The 20,862-nt window shown below is 68.8% G+C and carries 17 protein-coding genes and 1 pseudogene; 12 read left to right on the top strand and 6 right to left on the bottom strand.

Translation table 11 applies throughout. The features are described from left to right. The first annotated feature begins 115 nt into the window (after positions 1-115). The 5 genes from ACFYMM_RS00860 (at position 116) to nudC (ending at position 10,291) form a co-directional block, all read left to right on the top strand. A complete protein-coding gene (locus ACFYMM_RS00860) occupies positions 116-502 on the top strand; it encodes an MGMT family protein (protein WP_388382433.1) in 387 nt (128 codons plus the stop codon). Between the two features lie 255 nt (positions 503-757). Continuing rightward, positions 758-4,213 (top strand): ATP-dependent helicase, encoded by a 3,456-nt coding sequence (locus ACFYMM_RS00855; RefSeq protein ID WP_388382431.1) that lies wholly within the window; start codon positions 758-760, stop codon positions 4,211-4,213. A gap of 101 nt (positions 4,214-4,314) precedes the next feature. Next, complete coding sequence (locus ACFYMM_RS00850; protein ID WP_388382429.1) at positions 4,315-7,779, top strand: UvrD-helicase domain-containing protein; 3,465 nt, start codon at positions 4,315-4,317, stop codon at positions 7,777-7,779. Between the two features lie 10 nt (positions 7,780-7,789). Next, the gene (locus ACFYMM_RS00845) at positions 7,790-9,202 is read left to right on the top strand and encodes a dipeptidase (RefSeq protein ID WP_388382427.1); all 1,413 of its coding nucleotides are present in this window, start codon (positions 7,790-7,792) and stop codon (positions 9,200-9,202) included. 144 nt (positions 9,203-9,346) lie between these two features. Then, a complete protein-coding gene (gene nudC / locus ACFYMM_RS00840) occupies positions 9,347-10,291 on the top strand; it encodes an NAD(+) diphosphatase (RefSeq protein WP_388382425.1) in 945 nt (314 codons plus the stop codon). 78 nt (positions 10,292-10,369) lie between these two features. Here the strand turns inward: nudC and ACFYMM_RS00835 are convergent. Further along, positions 10,370-10,465: pseudogene (locus ACFYMM_RS00835) on the bottom strand (NrdH-redoxin); the annotation flags it as partial. A 56-nt stretch (positions 10,466-10,521) separates the two neighbouring features. Between ACFYMM_RS00835 and ACFYMM_RS00830 the strand changes: the two are divergent. Beyond that, positions 10,522-12,084 (top strand): recombinase family protein, encoded by a 1,563-nt coding sequence (locus ACFYMM_RS00830; RefSeq protein WP_388382423.1) that lies wholly within the window; start codon positions 10,522-10,524, stop codon positions 12,082-12,084. Between the two features lie 1,039 nt (positions 12,085-13,123). On the opposite strand, the gene ACFYMM_RS00825 is transcribed toward ACFYMM_RS00830, so the two are convergent. Then, a complete protein-coding gene (locus ACFYMM_RS00825; RefSeq protein WP_388382420.1) occupies positions 13,124-13,507 on the bottom strand; it encodes an STAS domain-containing protein in 384 nt (127 codons plus the stop codon). 230 nt (positions 13,508-13,737) lie between these two features. On the opposite strand from ACFYMM_RS00825, the gene ACFYMM_RS00820 reads away from it, so the two are divergent. The 6 genes from ACFYMM_RS00820 to ACFYMM_RS00795 all read left to right on the top strand — a co-directional run bounded on the left by ACFYMM_RS00820 (position 13,738) and on the right by ACFYMM_RS00795 (position 18,654). Further along, positions 13,738-13,992 (top strand): helix-turn-helix domain-containing protein, encoded by a 255-nt coding sequence (locus ACFYMM_RS00820; protein ID WP_388382418.1) that lies wholly within the window; start codon positions 13,738-13,740, stop codon positions 13,990-13,992. 52 nt (positions 13,993-14,044) lie between these two features. Continuing rightward, positions 14,045-14,215, top strand: a complete 171-nt coding sequence (locus tag ACFYMM_RS00815) for a hypothetical protein (RefSeq protein WP_388382415.1) — start codon at positions 14,045-14,047, stop codon at positions 14,213-14,215. A gap of 15 nt (positions 14,216-14,230) precedes the next feature. After that, complete coding sequence (locus ACFYMM_RS00810; RefSeq protein ID WP_388382413.1) at positions 14,231-14,941, top strand: hypothetical protein; 711 nt, start codon at positions 14,231-14,233, stop codon at positions 14,939-14,941. Positions 14,942-15,081: 140 nt separating this feature from the next. Then, positions 15,082-15,429, top strand: a complete 348-nt coding sequence (locus tag ACFYMM_RS00805; RefSeq protein WP_388382411.1) for a hypothetical protein — start codon at positions 15,082-15,084, stop codon at positions 15,427-15,429. A gap of 635 nt (positions 15,430-16,064) precedes the next feature. After that, complete coding sequence (locus ACFYMM_RS00800) at positions 16,065-16,817, top strand: histone-like nucleoid-structuring protein Lsr2 (RefSeq protein ID WP_388382409.1); 753 nt, start codon at positions 16,065-16,067, stop codon at positions 16,815-16,817. 397 nt (positions 16,818-17,214) lie between these two features. After that, a complete protein-coding gene (locus tag ACFYMM_RS00795; protein ID WP_388382407.1) occupies positions 17,215-18,654 on the top strand; it encodes a DUF3987 domain-containing protein in 1,440 nt (479 codons plus the stop codon). 336 nt (positions 18,655-18,990) lie between these two features. Here the strand turns inward: ACFYMM_RS00795 and ACFYMM_RS00790 are convergent, their stop codons facing one another. From ACFYMM_RS00790 to ACFYMM_RS00775, 4 genes are all read right to left on the bottom strand, one after another. Then, the gene (locus ACFYMM_RS00790) at positions 18,991-19,419 is read right to left on the bottom strand and encodes a hypothetical protein (RefSeq protein WP_388382405.1); all 429 of its coding nucleotides are present in this window, start codon (positions 19,417-19,419) and stop codon (positions 18,991-18,993) included. A 76-nt stretch (positions 19,420-19,495) separates the two neighbouring features. Continuing rightward, complete coding sequence (locus tag ACFYMM_RS00785; RefSeq protein ID WP_388382403.1) at positions 19,496-19,933, bottom strand: glycine-rich domain-containing protein; 438 nt, start codon at positions 19,931-19,933, stop codon at positions 19,496-19,498. Positions 19,934-20,259: 326 nt separating this feature from the next. Beyond that, a complete protein-coding gene (locus tag ACFYMM_RS00780) occupies positions 20,260-20,493 on the bottom strand; it encodes a hypothetical protein (protein ID WP_388382401.1) in 234 nt (77 codons plus the stop codon). Beyond that, positions 20,490-20,852, bottom strand: coding sequence for a hypothetical protein (locus ACFYMM_RS00775; protein WP_388382399.1), 363 nt, complete (start codon positions 20,850-20,852; stop codon positions 20,490-20,492). Before ACFYMM_RS00775 ends, ACFYMM_RS00780 begins: the two co-directional genes overlap by 4 nt. Positions 20,853-20,862: the final 10 nt, after the last annotated feature.

The following is a 20,862-nucleotide window of genomic DNA, read 5'->3' as shown; positions in this document are numbered from 1 at the left end:
CATCAGGGTGCACATGCGGGGGCGCACAGTCTGCCCCAAGCGCCGTGCCGGGGCGAGGGGCCGGCCTCGCAGCGACCGGGCCGCGTTGTCGGTGGGGTGCGGCAGGATGGGGCGAATGAGCGAGCCGAGCCTGCCCGAGGACACCCGAGAGGGGTACGCCGACGCGCTGCCCGAGTACGCCGAGCGGGTTCTCGAGGTCGCCGAGCGGATCCCGCCCGGGCGTGTGATGACGTACGGGGACGTCGCCGAGTGGCTCGAGGAGGGCGGCCCGCGCCAGGTCGGCCGGGTGATGGCCCTCTACGGGAGCGCCGTGCCGTGGTGGCGCGTGGTGCGCTCCGACGGAGTGCTGCTGCCCGGCCACGAACTGCGGGCGCTCGGTCACTACCGAACGGAGGGCACCCCGCTGAAGGAGGCGAGCAGGGCCGCCGAGGGCCATCTGCCGCGGCTCGACATGAAGCGCGCGCGGTGGGACGGCGGCGCGGACGCGGAGGGTCACACCTGACAGCTTCCGCCATCGGAGGCCTCCAAGGGGAACCCGTGGCCCGTATGAGGGAAACAGGGGACGTTCGTGGCATGCCGTACGTTCGTGAGGGGTGGGGCACGCGTGACGCCAGAGCCCTGAGGGAAGAAGCGGAAACCCCGCTTCCGCCTTGTTCCCGGGCGTAGCGTCGACCGGACGTGTCCCTCCCACCTCGCGGCCATCGCCCCTCCGGTGACCGCCTGCCCACCAGCACACCCACCAGGACCGGCGAACCACGTGAGCTCCTCTTCCTCCCTCAGGCGCCTGCCGCACCCCCAGGTGCGCCAGGGGAGCCATGGCGCTTACCGACTGGTCCGTACCCCCGCCGCCGCAGTGGATCCCCCTCGTCTGGACGCCGCTCAGCGTGCCGTGGTTGATCACCGTGCCGGTCCGTTGCTCGTTCTCGCCGGTCCGGGCACCGGCAAGACCACCACCCTGGTGGAGTCGGTGGCCGCGCGGATCGCCCGCGGCGCGGACCCCGAGCGGATCCTGGTGCTCACGTTCAGCCGCAAGGCCGCCGTCGAGCTGCGCGACCGCATGGCACTGCGCATGGGGGCCGCCCGCGCGCCGAGGGCGACCACCTTCCACTCGTACTGCTACGCGCTCATCCGTGCCCACCAGGACAGCGGGCTGTTCGTGGAGCCGCTGCGTCTGCTGTCCGGCCCCGAGCAGGACGTCACCGTCCGCGAGCTGCTCGCCGGCCATCCCGAGCTGGAGCGGCTCGGCCTCAGGCATGTGCGCTGGCCCGACGAGCTGCGCGCCTGCCTGACCACCCGAGGCTTCGCCGACGAGGTCCGCGCCGTCCTCGCCCGCAGCCGGGAACTGGGCCTCGCCCCCGGCGCGCTGGACGCCTTCGCCCGCCGTATCGGCCGCCCCGACTGGCGCGCCGCCGCGGCCTTCCTCGCCGAGTACCTCGACGTGCTCGACCTGCAGGGCGTCCTCGACTACGCGGAACTCGTCCACCGCGCCGTCCTGCTCGCCCGCCGCCCCGAGAACGCCGCGCGGCTGGCCGCACAGTACGACGCCGTGTACGTCGACGAGTACCAGGACACCGACCCGGCCCAGGTGCGCCTGCTGCACGCCCTGGCCGGCGGCGGGCGCACCCTGGTCGCCTTCGGCGACCCCGACCAGTCGATCTACGCCTTCCGGGGAGCCGACGTGAACGGCATCCTGGAATTCCCGGCGGCCTTCCCGCGCGCGGACGGCCGGCCGGCACCGGTCCAGGTGCTGCGCACCTCCCGCCGCTCCGCCGCCGGCCCGCTCACGGCGACCCGTCTGCTCACCCAGCGCATGCCGCTCACCCGGCTCCCCGCCGACAAGGTCCGCGCCCACCGGGAGCTCGCTCCGCTGCGGGACGGGGGCCGGGTCGAGGTCTACACGTACCCCACGCCCGGTACCGAACTGGACAACGTCGCCGACATCCTGCGCCGGGCGCACCTGGAGGACGGCGTGCCCTGGAGCGACATGGCCGTCCTGGTGCGCGCCGGCTCCCGCACCATCCCGACGGTGCGCCGCGCCCTCACGGCGGCCGGTGTCCCGCTGGACATCGACGGCGACGACCTGCCCCTGCGGCACGAGCCGGCGGTGGCCCCGCTGCTGACGGCGCTCCGGGCGGTGGCCACGGCGGAAGCGGCGCGGCGGCCCGAGGACGCCTCCGACGAGGTCCCCCACGCCACCGAAGAGGTGCCCACGGCCCATGAAGAGGCCACCGACGGCCCCGACGGCCCCTGGCCGACCGCCGGGCACGAGGTACGGCCCCCGGAGACCCCCGAGCGGCAGCAGGCCGCCGAGGGCAGGGAACGGCCCGCCCAGGACCCCTGCTGGCTCGACACCGAAACCGCGCTCACCCTCCTCGCCTCGCCCCTCGCGGGCATGGACGCGGCCGATCTGCGCCGCCTCGGCCGTGCCCTGCGCGAGGAGGAGCGGGCCGCGGGCAACCCGCTGCCGCCGCCCTCGGACGACCTGCTCACGCGGGCGCTCGCCGAGCCGGAGCGCCTCGTCGCGCACGATCCGGCGTACGCGCGCGGGGCCCAGCGCCTCGGCGCGCTGCTCCGGAAGGCCCGGGAACGCCTGGCGGGCGGCGGAACGGCCGAGGAGGCGCTCTGGGACCTGTGGGAGGGCACGCCGTGGCCCACACGCCTGGAGCGGGCCGCCCGGCGCGGCGGCGCGGCCGGCCGCAACGCCGACCGTGACCTGGACGCCGTCTGCGCGCTGTTCGCCACCGCCGCGCGCGCGGAGGAGCGCACCGGCGGCCGGGGCGCCCTGAACTTCCTGATGGAGATCGAGGCCGAGGACATCGCCGCCGACACCCTCACCCGGCGCGCGGTGCGCCCGGACGCCGTCCGCCTGATGACCGCGCACCGCTCCAAGGGCCTGCAGTGGCGGCTGGTCGTGGTGGCCGGCGTCCAGGAGGGCCTGTGGCCCGACCTGCGCCGTCGCGGCTCCCTGCTGGAGGCCGACCGCATAGGACGCGACGGACTCGCCGAACCGCTCACCCCGGGCGCGCTGCTCGCCGAGGAGCGCCGCCTGTTCTACGTGGCCGCCACACGCGCGCGTGAACGTCTCGTCGTCACCGCCGTGAAGGCCCCCGCCGACGACGGCGACCAGCCCTCCCGGTTCCTCACCGAACTGGGCGTCGAACCCCAGGACGTCACCGGCCGCCCGCGCCGCCCGCTGTCCGTGGCCGCGCTCGTCGCCGAGCTGCGCGCCACGACCGTCGACCCGCGCGTGTCCGCCACCCTCCGGGAGGCCGCCGCCCGCCGGCTGGCCAGGCTCGCCGCCCTCACCGACGAGGACGGCCGCCCCCTGGTACCGTCCGCGCACCCCTACCGCTGGTGGGGGATGTTCGAGCCGACCGAGAGCAAGGTGCCGCTGCGCGACCGCGACCAGCCGGTCGTGCTCTCCGGCAGCGCCCTCGACCAGCTCGCCAACACCTGCGCCCTGCAGTGGTTCCTGGGCCGGGAGGTGAAGGCCGACGCGCCCGCCACCACCGCGCAGGGCTTCGGCAACGTCGTCCACGTCCTCGCCGACGAGGTCGCCTCCGGGCGCACCCCCGGCGACCTCGCCGTCCTCATGGAGCGCCTGGAGTCGGTGTGGAACGCGCTCGCCTTCGACGCGCCCTGGAAGTCGGCGCAGGAGAAGGAGCACGCGCGCGTGGCGCTCGAACGCTTCCTGAAGTGGCATGTGCTGGACCGCACCGGCCGCACAGCGGTGGCCAGTGAGCAGGACTTCGACGTCACCCTCCGAGCGGGCGACTACCAGGTGCGCATCCGCGGCCAGATGGACCGGGTCGAGGCGGACGGCGAGGGCCGGGCCTACGTCGTCGACTTCAAGACCGGCAAGCAGGCGCCGACCGCGCGCGAAGTGGAGCGGCACCCGCAACTGGCCGTCTACCAGCTCGCCGTCCGCGAAGGCGCCGTGGACACCGCCTTCGACGGCGTGCGCCCCGAACCCGGCGGCGCCGAGCTGGTCCACCTGCGACAGGGCGCCGCCCGACGGGACGGTGGCGAGGAATTGCCCAAGGTGCAGGCCCAGGAGCCGCTGACGGGGGAGTGGGTCGGCGAGCTGCTGGCCAACGCCGCCGGAAAGGTCCTCGACGAACGCTTCACCCCGACCGCCGGCCAGCACTGCACGCACTGCGCGTTCCGGGCGTCGTGCAGCGCGCGGCCCGAGGGGCGTCACGTGGTCGAGTGACCTGAGTGACGCACACCACCACAGGGCCTGACCTGCGCTTCTCGGGTCGCGGTGGGGCGCCGCGTCCTCGGTTGTCAGTGGCCGCCGCTAGCTTTGACGGCATGCCCGCCCGTATCACCGACCCCGAGCAGCTCAAAGAGCTTCTCGGGATCCCGTTCACCCCGGAGCAGACGGCCTGCATCACCGCGCCGCCCGCCCCGCAGGTGATCGTGGCCGGAGCCGGATCGGGCAAGACCACCGTGATGGCGGCCCGCGTGGTCTGGCTGGTCGGCACCGGGCAGGTCGCCCCCGAACAGGTCCTCGGCCTGACCTTCACCAACAAGGCCGCCGGTGAACTCGCCGAACGCGTCCGCAAGGCACTCGTCAGGGCCGGCGTCACCGATCCCGACGCCATCGACCCCGACAACCCGCCGGGCGAGCCGGTCATTTCGACGTACCACGCCTTCGCCGGCCGCCTGCTGACCGACCACGGCCTGCGTCTCGGACTGGAACCGACCTCCCGCCTGCTGGCCGACGCCACCCGCTACCAGCTCGCCGCACGGGTGCTGCGCGAGGCCCCCGGCCCCTACCCGGCGCTCACCCGCTCCTTCGCCGACCTCGTCAGCGACCTGCTCACCCTCGACTCCGAACTCGCCGAACACCTCGTACACCCCGAGGAACTGCGCACCTGGGACGACGGCCTGCTGGGCACGCTCCAGGGCGCCAAGCTCACCAACGCCGACCTGCGCAAGGTCCCCGACACCGCCGCCGCCCGCCGCGAACTCGCCGAACTGGTGCTGCGCTACCGGGCGGCCAAGCGCGAGCGCGACCTGCTCGACTTCGGCGACCAGATCGCCCTCTCCGCCGAACTGGCCCGCATCCCCGAAGTGGGCCGGCTGCTGCGCGAGGAATTCCGCGTGGTGCTCCTCGACGAGTACCAGGACACCTCGGTCGCCCAACGCGTCCTGCTGGCAGGCCTGTTCGGCGGCGGCACCGGCCACCCGGTGACCGCGGTGGGCGACCCCTGCCAGGCCATCTACGGCTGGCGCGGCGCCTCCGTCGCCAACCTCGACGACTTCCCCGAGCACTTCGCTCACGCCGACGGCCGCCGCGCCACCCGCCAGGCGCTCAGCGAGAACCGCCGCAGCGGCGGCCGTCTCCTCGACCTCGCCAACGGCCTCGCCGAGCCCCTGCGCGCCCTGCACGCGGGCGTGGAGGCGCTCCGCCCGGCACCCGGCGCCGAACGCGAGGGCACGGTCCGCTGCGCCCTGCTGCCCACCCACGCCGAGGAGATCGACTGGATCGCCGACTCCCTCGCCCATCTCGTCCGCACCGGGACCGCCCCCGGCGAGATCGCCGTCCTGTGCCGCACGGCGACCGACTTCGCCCAGATCCAGGGCGCGCTCGTCGCCCGCGACATCCCCGTCGAGGTGGTCGGCCTCTCCGGGCTGCTGCACCTGCCCGAGGTCGCCGACCTCGTCGCCGTGTGCGAGGTCCTTCAGGACCCCGGCGCCAACGCCTCCCTGGTCCGCCTGCTGACCGGCCCGCGCTGGCGCATCGGCCCCCGCGACCTCGCCCTCCTGGGCCGCCGCGCCCGGCTGCTGGTGGCCCACGCGCGCGTGGGCGACACCGACGACCCGGACCGCCGGCTCGCCGCGGCCGTCGAGGGCGTCGACCCCGCCGAGGTGATATCGCTCGCGGACGCCCTCGACACCTTCCTGGAAACGCCCTTCGACGACGAGAACGGGGACGACGACGGACTGCCGTTCTCGCCGGACGCGCGGGTGCGTTTCGCGCGCCTGGCGGCCGAGCTGCGCGAGTTGCGCCGCTCGTTGTCCGACCCGCTGATGGACGTCCTGCACCGCGTCCTCGCCGTCACCGGCCTGGAGGTGGAGCTGTCCGCCTCCCCGCACGCGCTGGCCGCCCGCCGCCGCGAGACCCTGTCGAACTTCCTGGACGTCGCCGCCTCCTTCGCGGCCGGCGACGGCGAAGCCACCCTGCTGGCCTTTCTCGGCTTCCTGCGCACCGCCGCCCAGTACGAGAAGGGCCTCGACAACGCCCTGCCCGGCGGCGAGAACACCGTCAAGGTCCTCACCGCGCACAAGTCCAAGGGCCTGGAGTGGGACGTCGTAGCCGTCCCCGGACTCGTCAACGGCACCTTCCCGAGCAGCCAGGGCCGCGAGAAGTGGACCGCGCAGGCCAAGGTGCTGCCGCACGCCCTGCGCGGCGACAGCGACACCCTGCCCGACATCGAGTCCTGGGACTCCCGGGGCATGAAGGCCTTCCACGAGGCCATGAAGGAGCACCAGCACACCGAGGAACTGCGCCTGGGCTACGTCACCTTCACCCGCCCCCGTTCCCTGCTCCTCGGTTCCGGCCACTGGTGGGGGCCCAACCAGAAGAAGCCACGCGGCCCCTCAGACTTCCTCCAGGCCCTGCACGACCACTGCGCCGCCGGACACGGCGAGACCGAGGCCTGGGCCGACGAGCCCGCCGAGGACGAGGAGAACCCCGCGCTGCACACGGCCGCCGCCGACCAGGTCTGGCCGCTGCCCCTGGACGCCGCCGCCCTGGCCCGCCGCCGCGCCGCCGCCGAAACCGTCCTCGCCCACCTGGACACCCTCACCGCCGCAGACCACGGTCAGCCGCCGGCCACCCACGTCCCCGCCGGTCACGAGGACCCGGACTGGCCCCCGCCACCGGAGGACGAGCCGCCGTACGAAGACGACGACTTCCCGTACGCCGACGAGCCCCCCTACCCCGACCAGTCCCCGTACCCCGACGAGCCCCCCTACCCCGACCAGTACGACGACCCCGCGGACCGCCGCCCCACCGTCCCGCACCAGGCCGCCCCCCTCACGCCCGAGGAGGCCCGGACCATCGCCTCCTGGGACCGCGACCTCGACGCGCTCACCGGAGAGCTGCTGCGCGCCCGGCGGAGCGTCACGGACGTACCCCTGCCGACCACGCTGACCGCCTCCCAGCTGATGCTGCTGGCCAAGGACCCGGACGGGCTCGCACAGGAACTCGCGCGCCCCATGCCACACCCCCCGCAACCCGCCGCGCGCCGAGGCACCCGGTTCCACGCATGGGTGGAAGCCCGCTTCGAAGAGCTGACGCTGCCCATGCTGGAACCCGACGAACTGCCCGGCAGCGAGGCCGAGATCGCCGACGAACGCGACCTGGAAGCCCTGAAGGAAGCCTTCGAAGCCACCGAGTACGCCCACCGCACCCCCTACCGCGTCGAGGCGCCCTTCCAGCTCGCCCTGGCCGGCCGCGTCGTACGGGGCCGTATCGACGCCGTCTACAGAAACGGCGACGGTGACGCCGTGACGTACGAGATCGTCGACTGGAAGACCGGCCGCGCCCGCACCGCCGACCCGCTCCAGCTCGCCGTCTACCGGCTGGCCTGGGCCGAGCAGCAGGGCGTGCCCCCCGAGTCGGTCACGGCCGCCTTCCTCCATGTGCGCAGCGGCGAGGTCGTACGACCCGAGGGCCTGCCGGACCGGTCGGCCCTGGAGCGGCTGCTCACGGCGGAACCCGAGTGTGACGAACCGCCCGCCGAGGATGTCGGCGCGGGCCGATAGGCTCGTGGACATGAGCCAGCCCGTTGACAGTGCCGTCAGCGCCGTCCGTACGTACATCGAACAGCACCGCGCCGCGTTCCTCGACGACCTCGCGGCATGGCTGCGCATCCCCTCCGTGTCGGCCCAGCCCGACCACGCCCCCGATGTACGGCGCAGCGCCGACTGGCTCGCCGCCAAGCTCCTGGAGACCGGCTTCCCGGCCGCCGAGGTGTGGGAGACCCCCGGCGCCCCGGCCGTCTTCGCCGAGTGGCCGGCCGGCGACCCCGAGGCGCCCACCGTCCTCGTCTACGGCCACCACGACGTGCAGCCCGCCGCCCGCGAGGACGGCTGGGACAGCGAGCCCTTCGAGCCCGTAGTCCGGGACAACCGCCTCTACGCGCGCGGGGCGGCCGACGACAAGGGCCAGGTGTTCTTCCACACACTCGGCGTCCGCGCCCACCTCGCCGCCACCGGCCGGACCGCTCCCGCCGTCCACCTCAAGCTGCTGATCGAGGGCGAGGAGGAGTCGGGCTCCCCGAACTTCCGCGCCCTCGTCGAGCAGCACGTCGGCCGGCTCGCCGCCGACGCGGTGATCGTCTCCGACACCGGCATGTGGTCCGAGGACACCCCGACCGTGTGCACCGGCATGCGCGGCCTCGCCGAGTGCGAGATCCGACTGCACGGCCCCGACCAGGACATCCACTCCGGCTCCTTCGGCGGCGCGGTCCCCAACCCGGCCACCGCCGCCGCCCGCCTGGTGGCCGCCCTGCACGACGAGCACGCACGCGTGGCGGTCCCCGGCTTCTACGACGGCATCGTCGAGCTGACCGACCGGGAACGCGAGCTGTTCGCCGAGCTGCCCTTCGACGAGGAGCAGTGGCTGCGCAGCGCCCGGTCGTACGCCACCCACGGTGAGGCCGGGCACACCACCCTGGAGCGCATCTGGGCCCGCCCCACCGCCGAGGTCAACGGCATCGGCGGCGGCTACCAGGGTCCGGGCAGCAAGACGATCATCCCGTCCTCGGCCATGGTGAAGCTGTCCTTCCGGCTGGTCGCCGGCCAGGACCCGGGCCACATCGAAAAGGCCGTCCGCACCTGGGCCGCCGAGCAGGTGCCCGCGGGGATCCGGCACGAGATCACCTTCGCCCCGGCCACCCGCCCCTGCCTCACCCCGCTCGACCACCCCGCCCTGCAGTCCGTGGCCCGTGCCATGTCCCGGGCCTTCGAGCGCCCGGTGCGCTTCACCCGTGAGGGCGGTTCCGGACCCGCCGCCGACCTCCAGGAGGTCCTCGGCGCGCCCGTCCTCTTCCTGGGCATCTCGGTCCCCACCGACGGCTGGCACGCCCCGAACGAGAAGGTCGAACTGAACCTCCTCGTCAAGGGCGTCGAGGCCAGCGCCTACCTGTGGGGCGACCTCGCCGAGAACTGGCGCCATGTGCCCTGACCCTCCGGAGCCGTCCGAAGCGGCTCCGCGCGGGGGGGGCACACTGTAAGGACCGCCCCGCCCGCCCCGGTCCCCTCCCTGCCCTACGTCCCGCCGAACCGCCCGCCGAAACAAACCGTTCCACTGGGGGAGTTGGAAGCACCCGTGACCACCTGGACCGACCACACCGCCGACCGACCCATCTCGCTCACCGCCCCGAGCGGCATCGACCGCGCCGCCCACCACCGGCTCGACGAGGCCTGGCTGGCGGCGGCGTGGAGCCACCCCACGACCCGCTGCTTCGTGGTCTCCGGTGGCCAGGTGTTGATCGACGAGACGCCCGACGGGCGGACCGTACTCGTGATGACCCCCTCCTTCGAGGCGCCGCTCACCGAAGCGCACCGCTACTTCCTCGGCATCGACGACGCGGGCGTCAGCTACTTCGCGCTCCAGAAGGACTCGCTGCCCGGCCGCATCGACCAGTCCGCCCGCCCGGCGGGCCTGCGCGAGGCGGGGCTGCTGCTCTCGCCGCGTGACACGGGCCTCATGGTGCACGCGGTCGGCCTGGAGAACTGGCAGCGCACCCACCGCTTCTGCTCCCGCTGCGGCGAGCGCACGGTCATCGCGGCGGTCGGTCACATCCGCCGCTGCCCGGCCTGCGGAGCCGAGCACTACCCGCGCACCGACCCGGCCGTGATCATGGCCGTCACCGACAAGGACGACCGCATCCTGCTCGGCCGCCAGGTCCACTGGCCCGAGGGCCGCTTCTCCACGCTGGCCGGCTTCGTCGAGCCCGGCGAGTCCATCGAGCAGACTGTGCGCCGCGAGGTCTTCGAGGAGGTCGGCGTCACCGTCGGCCCGGTCGAGTACGTCGCCAGCCAGCCCTGGCCGTTCCCGTCCAGCCTCATGCTCGGTTTCACGGCCCGTGCCACCTCCACCGAGATCAACGTCGACGGGGACGAGATCCACGAGGCTCGCTGGTTCTCCCGCGAGGAACTGCACGCCGCGTTCGAGGCCGGCGAGGTGCTGCCCCCGTACGGCATCTCCATCGCCGCCCGCCTGATCGAACTGTGGTACGGCCAGCCGCTGCCGATGCGCAGCTTCGTGTGAGAAACGGCACGCCCGACGCACGAAAGGGCGGTACCCGAGACCTCTCGGGTACCGCCCTTCGCGTCTGCCGTGGAGCGGTCAGACGCCGATCTTCTGCTTCACCTGGGCCAGCGACGGGTTCGTCAGCGTCGAACCGTCCGCGAAGAGGACCGTCGGAACGGTCTTGAGAGTTCCCACCACTCGGTTTGCTACGGTCACCCGGCAACCCTGAGCAAGAGGAACCACCACAGATGAAGCGCGCACTCGGAGTCATACGGCTCTCAGTCGGCAGCGTCGGCCAGACTGGCGACGACACCCAGCGGCGACGCATCACCAAGCGCGTCGAGGCTGACGAACTCGACCTCGTTGGCTTTGCGGAAGACATCGACGTATCGGCCTCCCTGCCCCCGTGGCTGCGTCCAGACCTGGGCGACTGGCTGAACAACCGCAGGGACGAGTTCGACGTCCTGTACGTCCTCAAGATCGATCGCATCGTGCGTTCCGTGAAGCACCTGAGCGATCTGCTGGACTGGTGCGATCAACACGGCAAGACCCTGGTGTCTGTCGAAGAGGGCTTTGACTTCGGTACGTCTTGGGGCAAGACGATTGCGAAGATCCTCGCTGTCCTGGCCGAAGCTGAACTAGACGCCATCAAGGCCCGCATCAAGGCTTCGCGAGAGTCCATGCGAGCTACGGGGCGCTGGCCCGGGGGACTGGTGCCCTTCGGTCGAGTCTCAGTGAAGGGCGAGGATGGATTCTCCCTCGGTATCGATCCGGAGTACGGGCCCGTGCTGATGGAGATGATCCGGCGGTTCATGAGCGACAAGAGCTTTTCGGCTGTCGCCACATGGCTGAATAGCAAGGCCGTGCTCACAGCCATGGACATTGCGCGCATGCGGGCAGCCGAGGGAACGTCCACGACGCGGCTCGACGGAGAGAAGGCAAAGCCGCGAGGGGCGAAGTGGACGCCAACGGCTGTTCAGGCCGTCCTCACCTCTCGTAGCCTGCTCGGGGAATACGTGAGAGCTGATGGCACGGTGGTCCGAGACGCGGACGGCAGCCCCGTCATGCGGTCCGAGCCCGTACTCACGCACAGCGAATGGGATGCATTGCAGGAGATTGTGTCGCTCGTGAAGTACACAAAGGGCCCCATCAAGCGGTCCCCCCTGCTCGGCGTCCTCTTCTGCGACGGCTGCGGCAATCCCTTGTACTACGTCAAGGAGGGCAAGAGGGGCGGGAGCGCCCGGTACCGCTGCCACGGCAACAAGTCCAAGGGGGTCACGCCCTGCAAGGGTGTGTCCTTTAACGCCAAGATCCTTTACGGGGATCTGACGCGCCTCCTGATGGTCAAGATCGGCGATCTCGACGTGATGGAGAAGACGGTCAAGGTAGATGAGTCCGTGGCCGTGAAGGTGGCTGTGCTTGACGCTCGCCTTGAGCAGCTTGGAGCAGAGTTCAAGGCGGGCCGGATCGGGGCTGTCGAATACGCCTCCATGGTGGCGACCACGGCAGCGGAACGAGAGATGGCTGCCAATGCGACCGGTTCCGGTCCGGTCGAGGTGTGGACGAGCACCGGGCAGACATACCGGCAGTGGTGGGAGTCGTCCACCGAGGAGGAGCGCCGGGAAAAGCTGATCCTGTGGGGCGTCCGGGCGCATCGGCGAGTTGACGGTTTCCGTCTTGACTTTGGCACGAGTCTCCGTGAACGGCTCGGAGCGAACAACGACTGGGGCCCAGACGACCCCACTTGGTTTGTTCGCAATGAGCTGCTGACCAACCGCGAAGCCTTCCACGAGGCGTTCGGAACCTGGTAGGTCTCAGGGCTCCGAGAAGGTGAGTTCAGCGGGGCCTCGACACGTGGGGCCCCGCACGGTGGCGGCCATGCCGGCCTAGCCGTCCAGGAACCGGGTTGACTCGCCTGGCGGGTGGGCGTACATCTGGAAGAGGAGGGCAGCGCCCCCTGACGAGCAGCGAGAGGACCCCGAACCGGCACACCAGAAGGCACGCTAGGAGCCCCAGCCCGCTTGCCCATGCGCGGGCCCTGACTCGTCCCAGACCCCCAATCGTGGTGACCCCGGTCACCGTTCAGGCCCCCGGCCCACACCGGGGGCTTCTCTTATGCCCGATGGAGGCTTGTTGAGCTACCACTTTGCCAAGGTCTACCGGCCGGAACATTCGAACCCCGCGATTGGGAGCGCGGTTCTGCACCTTGAAACACGTATGTGGTTGCTGGCATTGGATCGCATGCAGCGGGGCGGCCATGCCCCGTTGGGTTCCGGTGAATTGCAGCTCATCTTGACCAACGAGAAAGGGGAGCCGTACAGCGCTGGCCGCTACTCCCAGGCACTGGGGTCTCTCAAGGCTGCTGGACTTCTGGCTCCGGAAGCGAAGCCGCGATGCCTGCTCATCCCGTCCACCGTGGCTGCGATGGACGCCCCGTCGAGGAGGAAGCGAGAGGAGTGCGCCACACACGGGCACAACATCCCGTGGGACGGCAGGCACGGCGACTGGATGTTCAGCACCCCGGAAGCTGCTCAGCGTTGGGAAGCGGAGTGCGACAACATCGCCCGGCATGGATCCCCGTTCCCCTCGAACGAGTGGGCACAGAGGGTCCGACTCAGGTCCGAGAAGTTTAACGAAACGGGCCTCTCGGCCGCTTAATTCCAAGGGCGAGTCCTACGCCCCTTCTTAAATAGAGTTGACTCCAGCCGGGGCGGCCTGAGCCCTGGCCTGTTCCACTCCATCAAGAAGCCGCCCCCTTCTCGTGGGGGCGGCTCCATCTCCTGAAACCTTTTCAGGGTTTGTTTGTGACGCGCCTCGCTGCCGCTCGGGGAATCGGTTTTACTGTACTTATCACTGAGCATCCGAGGTCGCGTCTTCCAGAGACGCACGCACGTCCAGTACCGAATCAGCCCCGGTGATTTCCAGCACCCGTTGGAACTGCGGAGTAGGAGCAACTAGTCGAAGGCCGGTTTGGGCATGGATGCGAATGATCAGGTTCAGGAACGTTGAGTCTCCGAAGGTGACCCCGGAGATATCCAGTACGACAAGCGGATGCTTCCGCGCTGCCGACTCAAGGGTCTCGGCGAGAGGATCGATCGTGTTCATGTCGTAGTCGCCCTGAGCGACCACTACCCAGGCGCCGTTCAGCTCGTACTGAACCGGCCCCCCAGGCTGCGGAGCAGCTCCCTTGAGCTGCGGAAGTGCCTGCTCAGGATGCCTCTCGCCTTCGCTCATGAGTAGCAGTATGCCTGAACGGCCACGGTCCGACGAGGGGCACTTGCCCGACCGCAAGTATCCCAAGCGTGTGACATGCGCCTCACTTCATGACGGTGCTGTCCCGGGCTGACTCCGTTGACACCGACATCTCTATTGGGAACAGGTTTCCTCTTCAGACCCCGGCCCTGGGCCGGGGTCTCCTTTTCCCCCACTGTCGCGCATTTCTGCACTACCGGATTGGAGTCCACATGTTCGATCGCCACTTCTTCGCCGCGCGTCGTGCTTCCCTGGGCCTGTCTATCGAGGCCCTGGCCAACCAAATGCTCGTCGCCCCTTCCACGGTCCGCCGCTGGGAATCCGGTGAGACGTGCCCGAGTCTCCGCATGCTCATTCTCGCCTCCCGCCACCTGCGCACCCCGGTGCGGTCGTTGATCAGCGAAGAGCACATCGATGTCACCGCCCCAGACCCTCCACCGCAGCACCACGCCGGCCGCCAGAGCTGAATAACTGTGAGGGCGAACGCCGAGATTCACCGCATAGCCAAGGAGATAAACGATGACCGATGACCCAATCCGCGCAATGATCCGAGACGAAATCCTGAAATCGATGCGAGAGGCCAGGCCCGCGCAGTACACGCGGGACGATCTCACCCGGATGTCTCCGGAGCAGATTGCCCAGGCCCGACGCGCGGGCCACTTTGACGACCTGATGTTCGGCCGTAACTGAAACCCGAGGAGACCCATGACCATCATTCACAGGGGATTTGACCTGTCGGCATTCCAGCTCTCTGAGGAGACTCTGGAACTGATTCAAAAGCGTGACGCGCTGGAGGAGCGCCACCGCAAATACAGAATGGAGAATGGGGACTGTGCTCGCCAGTATGTCGACGACAGTAACGGCCGTCCGTCGCGTGATTACTACGTTCCCGCGATGCGCAAGGCCGATAAGGAACTCAGGGAGCAGGAGATGCAGGCCGTAGCCGACGGCAGACCGCTTCCGGATCGGGATGATTATTTGGCCGAGGTACGTTCCAGAGTCAAAGAGTACGAGCGAGTAGAGCCTGCCCTGGCCCGTGCTGTGGAGCAGGCCGAATCCGCAGTAACAGACGCCATCGTGAACGAACTGCCGGAACTGGCCCGCCAGGGGTTTGAGCAGTCTGAGCGTGCACTGAAGCAGTACAGGGCCGCGATCGCCAAGGCGGAAGCGGCGCGCGCGCAGTTGGCAGGCAGCGTCAGCCGCTTCCTGTGGGCTACAACGGGCGGAGAGCTGACCTGGCCCAAGTGGCGCGGATTCTCTGGTGCCCTGGGCGAAGAGGTGAACGCCTGGCGGACCACTTCGGATGGCCGACTCACTTTCGACAGCGCCAAGGATCTGGGCCTGATCGACCAGTACCGAGGCAACCGGGCTGAGTTCGGAGACTTCGTCGCACCACCCGGGGAAGACGCCGCCTGACATTTTCTGTTGAATCGGTGGTTTCCCGGTTCCTGATCCTGGATTTGTTCGGGCCCTCGTCAGCGGGGGCCCGGTTTTCCTCACCACCCGTTGATCACACGGCTCAGCCGGCCGTGACTGTCCGTTTTCCCGGAGGAAGCATGCCGAAGGCTCGACAGCCGAATTCGCCAAACTCGCGCTATCGCGAAGCGCAGAAGCTCACCGTTCTCCCGCTGGAGCACAATTTGCCTGTACCAGAACTGCCAGCAGGCCGTGACTGGTCGGATCACGAGCGTGCCTATTGGGTTGAACTGTGGGAGACGCCGCAGGCGTCACAGTGGGACGATTCCACGGCCGGTGTCGTGGCCGCTGTGGTCGTCTACTGGTCCGCCATTCTGGCCGGTACCGCATCGAACGCTCAGCACATGGAATATCGGCACCTGGTGAAGGCTCTGGGTCTCACTCCAGAGGGGATGCGCACGCTTGGGTGGGTGATGGGGGATGAGTAGGAAGGTCGTTCGTCGCAGGGCCGCTCAGGCTGTCGGCGCAAGGGGCACCGTCCCCAGAGCGTCACATGTAGACGGAGTGGAGTGCCCTGACTTCAGCACTTTCGAAAATGGGATCACGGGGGAAACGCACATTCAGTGCGATGTTTGCTGGGGCCTCTACTGCTTGCATCTCGCTTGGCTTGCGACCGGTGACGAGGAACCGTGGCGCGACGGGCAGGGACACGATTCGGGAAAGTGCTTCGAGTGCCGGAAGAAGTGAATGGCCGAACGGGAGGGTCGCCACCTCCGGCGGCCTCACCCAGTTCCGAAAATTGATTGGCTGACACACGGTGGCCGGCTGGCACCCCCGGTGGGTCCGCATAAAGGAATTCAAGGCATTACCCCCAGGTGTTGACTGACCATCAGGCACGCCTCTGACCTGCGACGATGCACCCTCTATCACTCTCCGATTTCTCTCGTCACCGAGAATTCAAGTTATCGGAACGTTATTGGTATTGTGGGAATTCACTCCCGCATTTGATAAGGTGGATACATCGCTTCGCGGGGAAATGAAGTGGGGCGGCGGTCGCGTTGATGGGCCGATTCCAGCGGACTGACTTATCTGTCCGGTCGTATATTCCTGGGGGTTATTCGCCATGCGTAAAACGGTTCTTGTCCCGGTCGAATTGACCTTTTGCGATGCGCACATTGCGCGTGACGGTTCTGAGGTTGAGGCCACGTCATCGCTGACGCTGGGAAACGACACGTGGCACCTCTGCTTGGAGCATGACGTCACATTTGGTCGCTACCTCTGCGATGCGTTGGGTGCTCCGTCTGAGAACCAGATCACACCGACTGAACCCGAGCCCGTGCCGGTTGTTCAGCCTGTCTCGGAGCCGGAGCCGGAGCCGGAGCCGGAGCCGGAGCCGGAAGCGGTTCCCGTGGCGGAATCTGACCCTGAGCCTGTCCCGTCTGTGATGATCGCTGGTGAGGTTCCGGGGTACGGCTGGGAGGATGCGCGGGAGGCCGTTCGCCGCATGGGGTATCAGGTGGTGGGACGCGCTGATGAGAGCACGGTCCTGCTCATCCTTGGCGACGGTGGCGACCGGAATGCGACCAAGCTGCGTGACGCTTCCGAGCGTGGCATTCCTGTGATGGACGTGCGGAAGCCGGGCCGGTTCCGTGACGCGATTCGGGCCGGTGAGTTGGTCGGCGGTGACCCGCTTCCGGAGCCTGCCAAGGTGGACCGTTCCGGTATAAGCGAGCGTGAGCGAAACCGTGCCGTGCGAGCGTGGGCGCGAGAGAACGGCTTCACCGTGCCTGCCAAGGGCAGAATCCCGATGAACGTGAGGCATGCGTACGAACTGACGCACCTGGATGCGTCGGAGGGAAAAGCAATCGCGGCGTGAGCGCCGCGCCCACTGTGACGGCCGCTGACTGCGGCCGTCACCCCCGGCCCACCGACCTGAGCGCCTGGAAGAGCGCCACGGGATACGGGGCAGGGAGCAAGCCTTCCAAGGGCGACTGCACGCCCGGTTCCTGGGTCACCTGGACCACGCCCAAGGGAAAGCGCCGTACCGGAATCGTGAGCAACGACCCGCTATCGGTGGTCGCTGTCCGCCGCCACGTCCCGATGGACAAGGTGTCCCGCTGTACCGCTGTGATCGTTCCGGCGGACGGGGGAGACGCGCTCCCCCTGCTGCGGAAGTCAGCCAAGGAGCCGAACTTTCAGACCAAGGACGGGGGCCGATGGCGGCCAGTCGTCTCCCTTCGCAACCAAACCAACTCCCAGAAAGCGCAGGCAGCATGAGCACCCCCGTTCTGTACGGTCCGATCGGACGCGCGGTTCGCAGGATCGCCCCGTTCCTGGAAACGGATGCTTTGGGGGTGTACGTGGCCGCCCTCTCGATGTGGTCGGCCGCCATCGGTGGCACGGTCAAGGTGTCATCCCGTGGCAACGCTCGGCCGGTGCTCATATGGTCCGCGCTCTGCGCAGGTACCGGACGTGGAAAAGGCACTGCACTGCGGGCTGCGCATCACGTCGTAGACAAGGCACTGGGCCGTTTCCTGGCTACCCACACGACGAGCGGGATCACCTCCGGGGCGAGCCTGGTCAACCACTTGTGGGACCAGCAGGAAGCCACTTCCGAGACTGAACACGGTCGGGACGTGAGGACGTTCGTTTGCGAGGAGGAGTGGACTGAAGTCCTGAAGCGGGTCAAGCGTGACCCCTCCTTCACTTCGAGACTCCGGGCGGCTTGGGACGGCGCAACTCTCCGCAACACCACCAAGGATGAGCCCCAGGAAGTGCGCGACCCCGCCATGGTCCTGCACTCGCACATCACACCGTCCGACTGGGCCAAGTACGTGGGTGAGTCGGAAGCGGCCGGAGGGTCCTATAACCGCATCCTGCCGTTCCTGCTCGGCTCCGTGCCGATGCTCGATGACGACCGGGTGACCCTGCCGCAGGTGGATGGACGGGAGCTGTCCGACGCTTACGGCTGGGCCACGGCCCGGCCCCGTGTGGTCACCCTCGGGGAGGACGCCCGGCCCTTGTGGCGGATCGTACGGCGCTATGCGCGCATCCTCGGTGAGGCACTGCCGGAAGGGCAGGCCGTATTCATCGAACGGACCGCAGAGCAGACGCTCAGGGTCGCAGCCTGCCTCGCTGCCTCCGAGTGCTCCGAGACCATCACGGAAGAGATGGTGTCGGCTGCTTTCAGCTTGGTCCGTCGGTCGGTGCAGGACGCCGTGCGGATCACCAAGGGCGCCACGTCCCCGAAGGTGAAGCGGCAGCCGCTTAGCCTTGAAGACAAGGTCCGGGCCCGGATCGAACTCCATGGGGGGCGCGCCACGTCCTCTCAGGTGCTCCCGTACGTGGGTGCCAGCACGGCTGACGTTCGCGCACTGCCCGGAATCGTCGTGACTGTGGAGCGGTCAGGTAGGACGGGCCGACCAGCCACCGTTTTCTCACTCCGCGGTGACACATCCGGTGACTCTGCGCCGCAGCCGGCCAGCGCGGACAGCGACAGGAATCGGGACACTTCCCGCCACGCTGAGCCGCAGCCGGCCAGCGCGGAGCGTGAGCAGAAGCGCGCAACGGTTGTCCGTCTGGACGCATACCGTCCGGAACCGAACGGGGCCCCGGAGCCTGCGCCGGAACTGAAGCGGTCGGTTCGCCCACCGGTTTCCGTGACCGAGCGGCCCGAACCGCTCGAAGAGAACCCGTTCCGCGCACTGCTCTAGCAAACAAAGCGTTCCTGGCTTCTGGCAGGCGTCACAATGCAGAAACCCCCCGCATCCGAACTGCGGAGGGTTTCTGTCCTCCGGGACACGGCGGCGTCCCATTGGCGATCATGGAGCCTAATTCACTCCTCCAGAGGCTGATGCCCAGAGGGCGGCTCAGCGGGGCTTGTGCTGGGTACCTTGCGGCCGGGCCGGTGGAGGGCCGCCCGGCGGATCAGGCCCTGGTGTTGTCGCCGGAAGGTCTACCCTCATAGGTGAGTTCCCTTCATCTGATGGTGGTGGGGAGCCAGGCGCCTCGGCCACTTGACCTTTGCGAGAGCGAGAGTGGTCGGGGCGTCATCCCGCGTACTGCGGGTAGTAGGTGAACTTCGGGGCGATCTGCTCGGCGGTGAGGTCCGGCACTGTGAGGTTGCCGGTAACCAATACGTCTTGATTGCACCAGGAGTCGCCAAGCTCCACGAGCCAACCACCAGGCTCCATCTCCCAATCCGCGTCGGGGAGTTTCACGACAACGTCGCTGCCGCAGATGAATGCACGGGACGCCTGCGAGACGATCCACTGAGCCTTCCTGGTCTCCGAGACTCCGTCGTTGTGGCAGCGCTCGGCCATCTGCCAGAGCTTCCGCCAATTGACGGCCGGAGTGAGCGGACCGATGTAGGCGACCTGTTGGTCATCGACCAGAGTGCTCGCGTAGCCGAAGACGGGCCCGAACATGGAAAAGACGGTTACCCGTCCCCGGCCCTTGGTTGCTTCGGCAGTTGCCATGAAAACTCCCTTTTTTACTTAGAGTCCTGGATTGTGAGGGCCGGACTCTAGCGGCTGCCACTGACAGCGGCCCGCATCAGCAGCACGGGCCGTCGCCGCAGCACGTCGGCTCGTTGCAGTCGGCCTTGGTGCCCCACAGCGACTCGTCAACCTCATAGCCGTGGGCGCGGATCTTGGCCACGACGTCGACCATCGTGGCTCGATCGCGGTAGCGGCTCTTGGGGGCGTGGTGGATGAACCGGCCGTACCGCGCCGTGCAGAAGGCGGCGTAGTCCTCGGTGTGGAGCATGAACGTGTGCCAGCCGGGATCCACGACCTGAGAGGGCGACATGCCCTCACCGGTCTTGCCCATGACATCGATGAACGCCAGGGCCTCGTTCATGATGCGCTCGGCGATCGAGCGCTCGTGCCCGTACTCCTCGGCGCAGAAGTCCACCAGGCGCTCGAACAGCTCGGGCGCCACCAGGTCCCTGCCCTGGAGCAGGGAGACGGGCCTTTCGGGTGCCACAGTCATTCGGAAGTCCTCTCTTCCTCTGATCTGATGTGCACTTGCTGACCCACCCCAGGCCCCGACCGTGACGTCCCAGGCCGGGGGCGGGCGTTGAACCCCGCCCATCCGTCGGGGGAGGCAGATGGGCGGGAGCTTCTAGGCCGGTTGTCTGTCCCGGCGCCGGTTGTAGTTGCGGACGAAGTTCCGCATGTAGCCGCAGCAGCCTTCACAGGCATGTACCGGGGCTTGCATGCCGTCCGACTCGACCGGACCTATAAAAACGACCATCGCCCAGTGACGGCCGAGGACGCACCAACCCCAACTCATCGGCCTACTCGGTCGGCTTGCCACTATTCCGCCTTCTCCACCAGGGCGTAGTCCTTGTAGGTGCGCTCGAAGCGCGTGTGGCCCGTCTCCTTGGTGTGCTCGGCCATCCAGTCAGCAGGGGGTTCGTCGCCTTCGAAGACCAGGGACTCGGCCCCGCACTCCTCCTCGTCCCCGGACACACAGCGGGCCCTATAGGTGGCCTCGCCGATCGGATCTCGGGTGATCTTGTAGTTGACGAACCGCAGTACCGCTCTCACTGGGCCTCGCCCTCGCGCTTCGCCACGTAGACCTTCAGAAGCTCGAAGGTGACTGTCGCCGTGTCGCGCATGTAGGTGAAGGCGTCATAGGCCGGCGTCCGGTTCGTTGGCCGCCTGGACAGCTCCAAGTGCGCGTAGGCCCGGCGGAAGAGCTGCATCACGGTGTCGTCCCGGTCCGCTCCCAGGTCTTCCTTCAGCAGCTCTTCCAGGTGCTCGATGCACTCTTGGGTCAGAGTGTCGATGTCTGCTCGCGTCGACCGGGAGAGGTCCATGAGCTGAATCACGGTGATGGTGTCCCTGAACCAGTCGACTTCGAGGTGTTCTCTGGCTGTCTCAGGCTCTCGGATCACGCTGGCCACCACGATTCTC

Source organism: Streptomyces sp. NPDC006739, from assembly GCF_042869815.1.
Taxonomy (GTDB): domain Bacteria; phylum Actinomycetota; class Actinomycetes; order Streptomycetales; family Streptomycetaceae; genus Streptomyces.
This window is presented reverse-complemented; position numbering and strand designations above follow the sequence as displayed.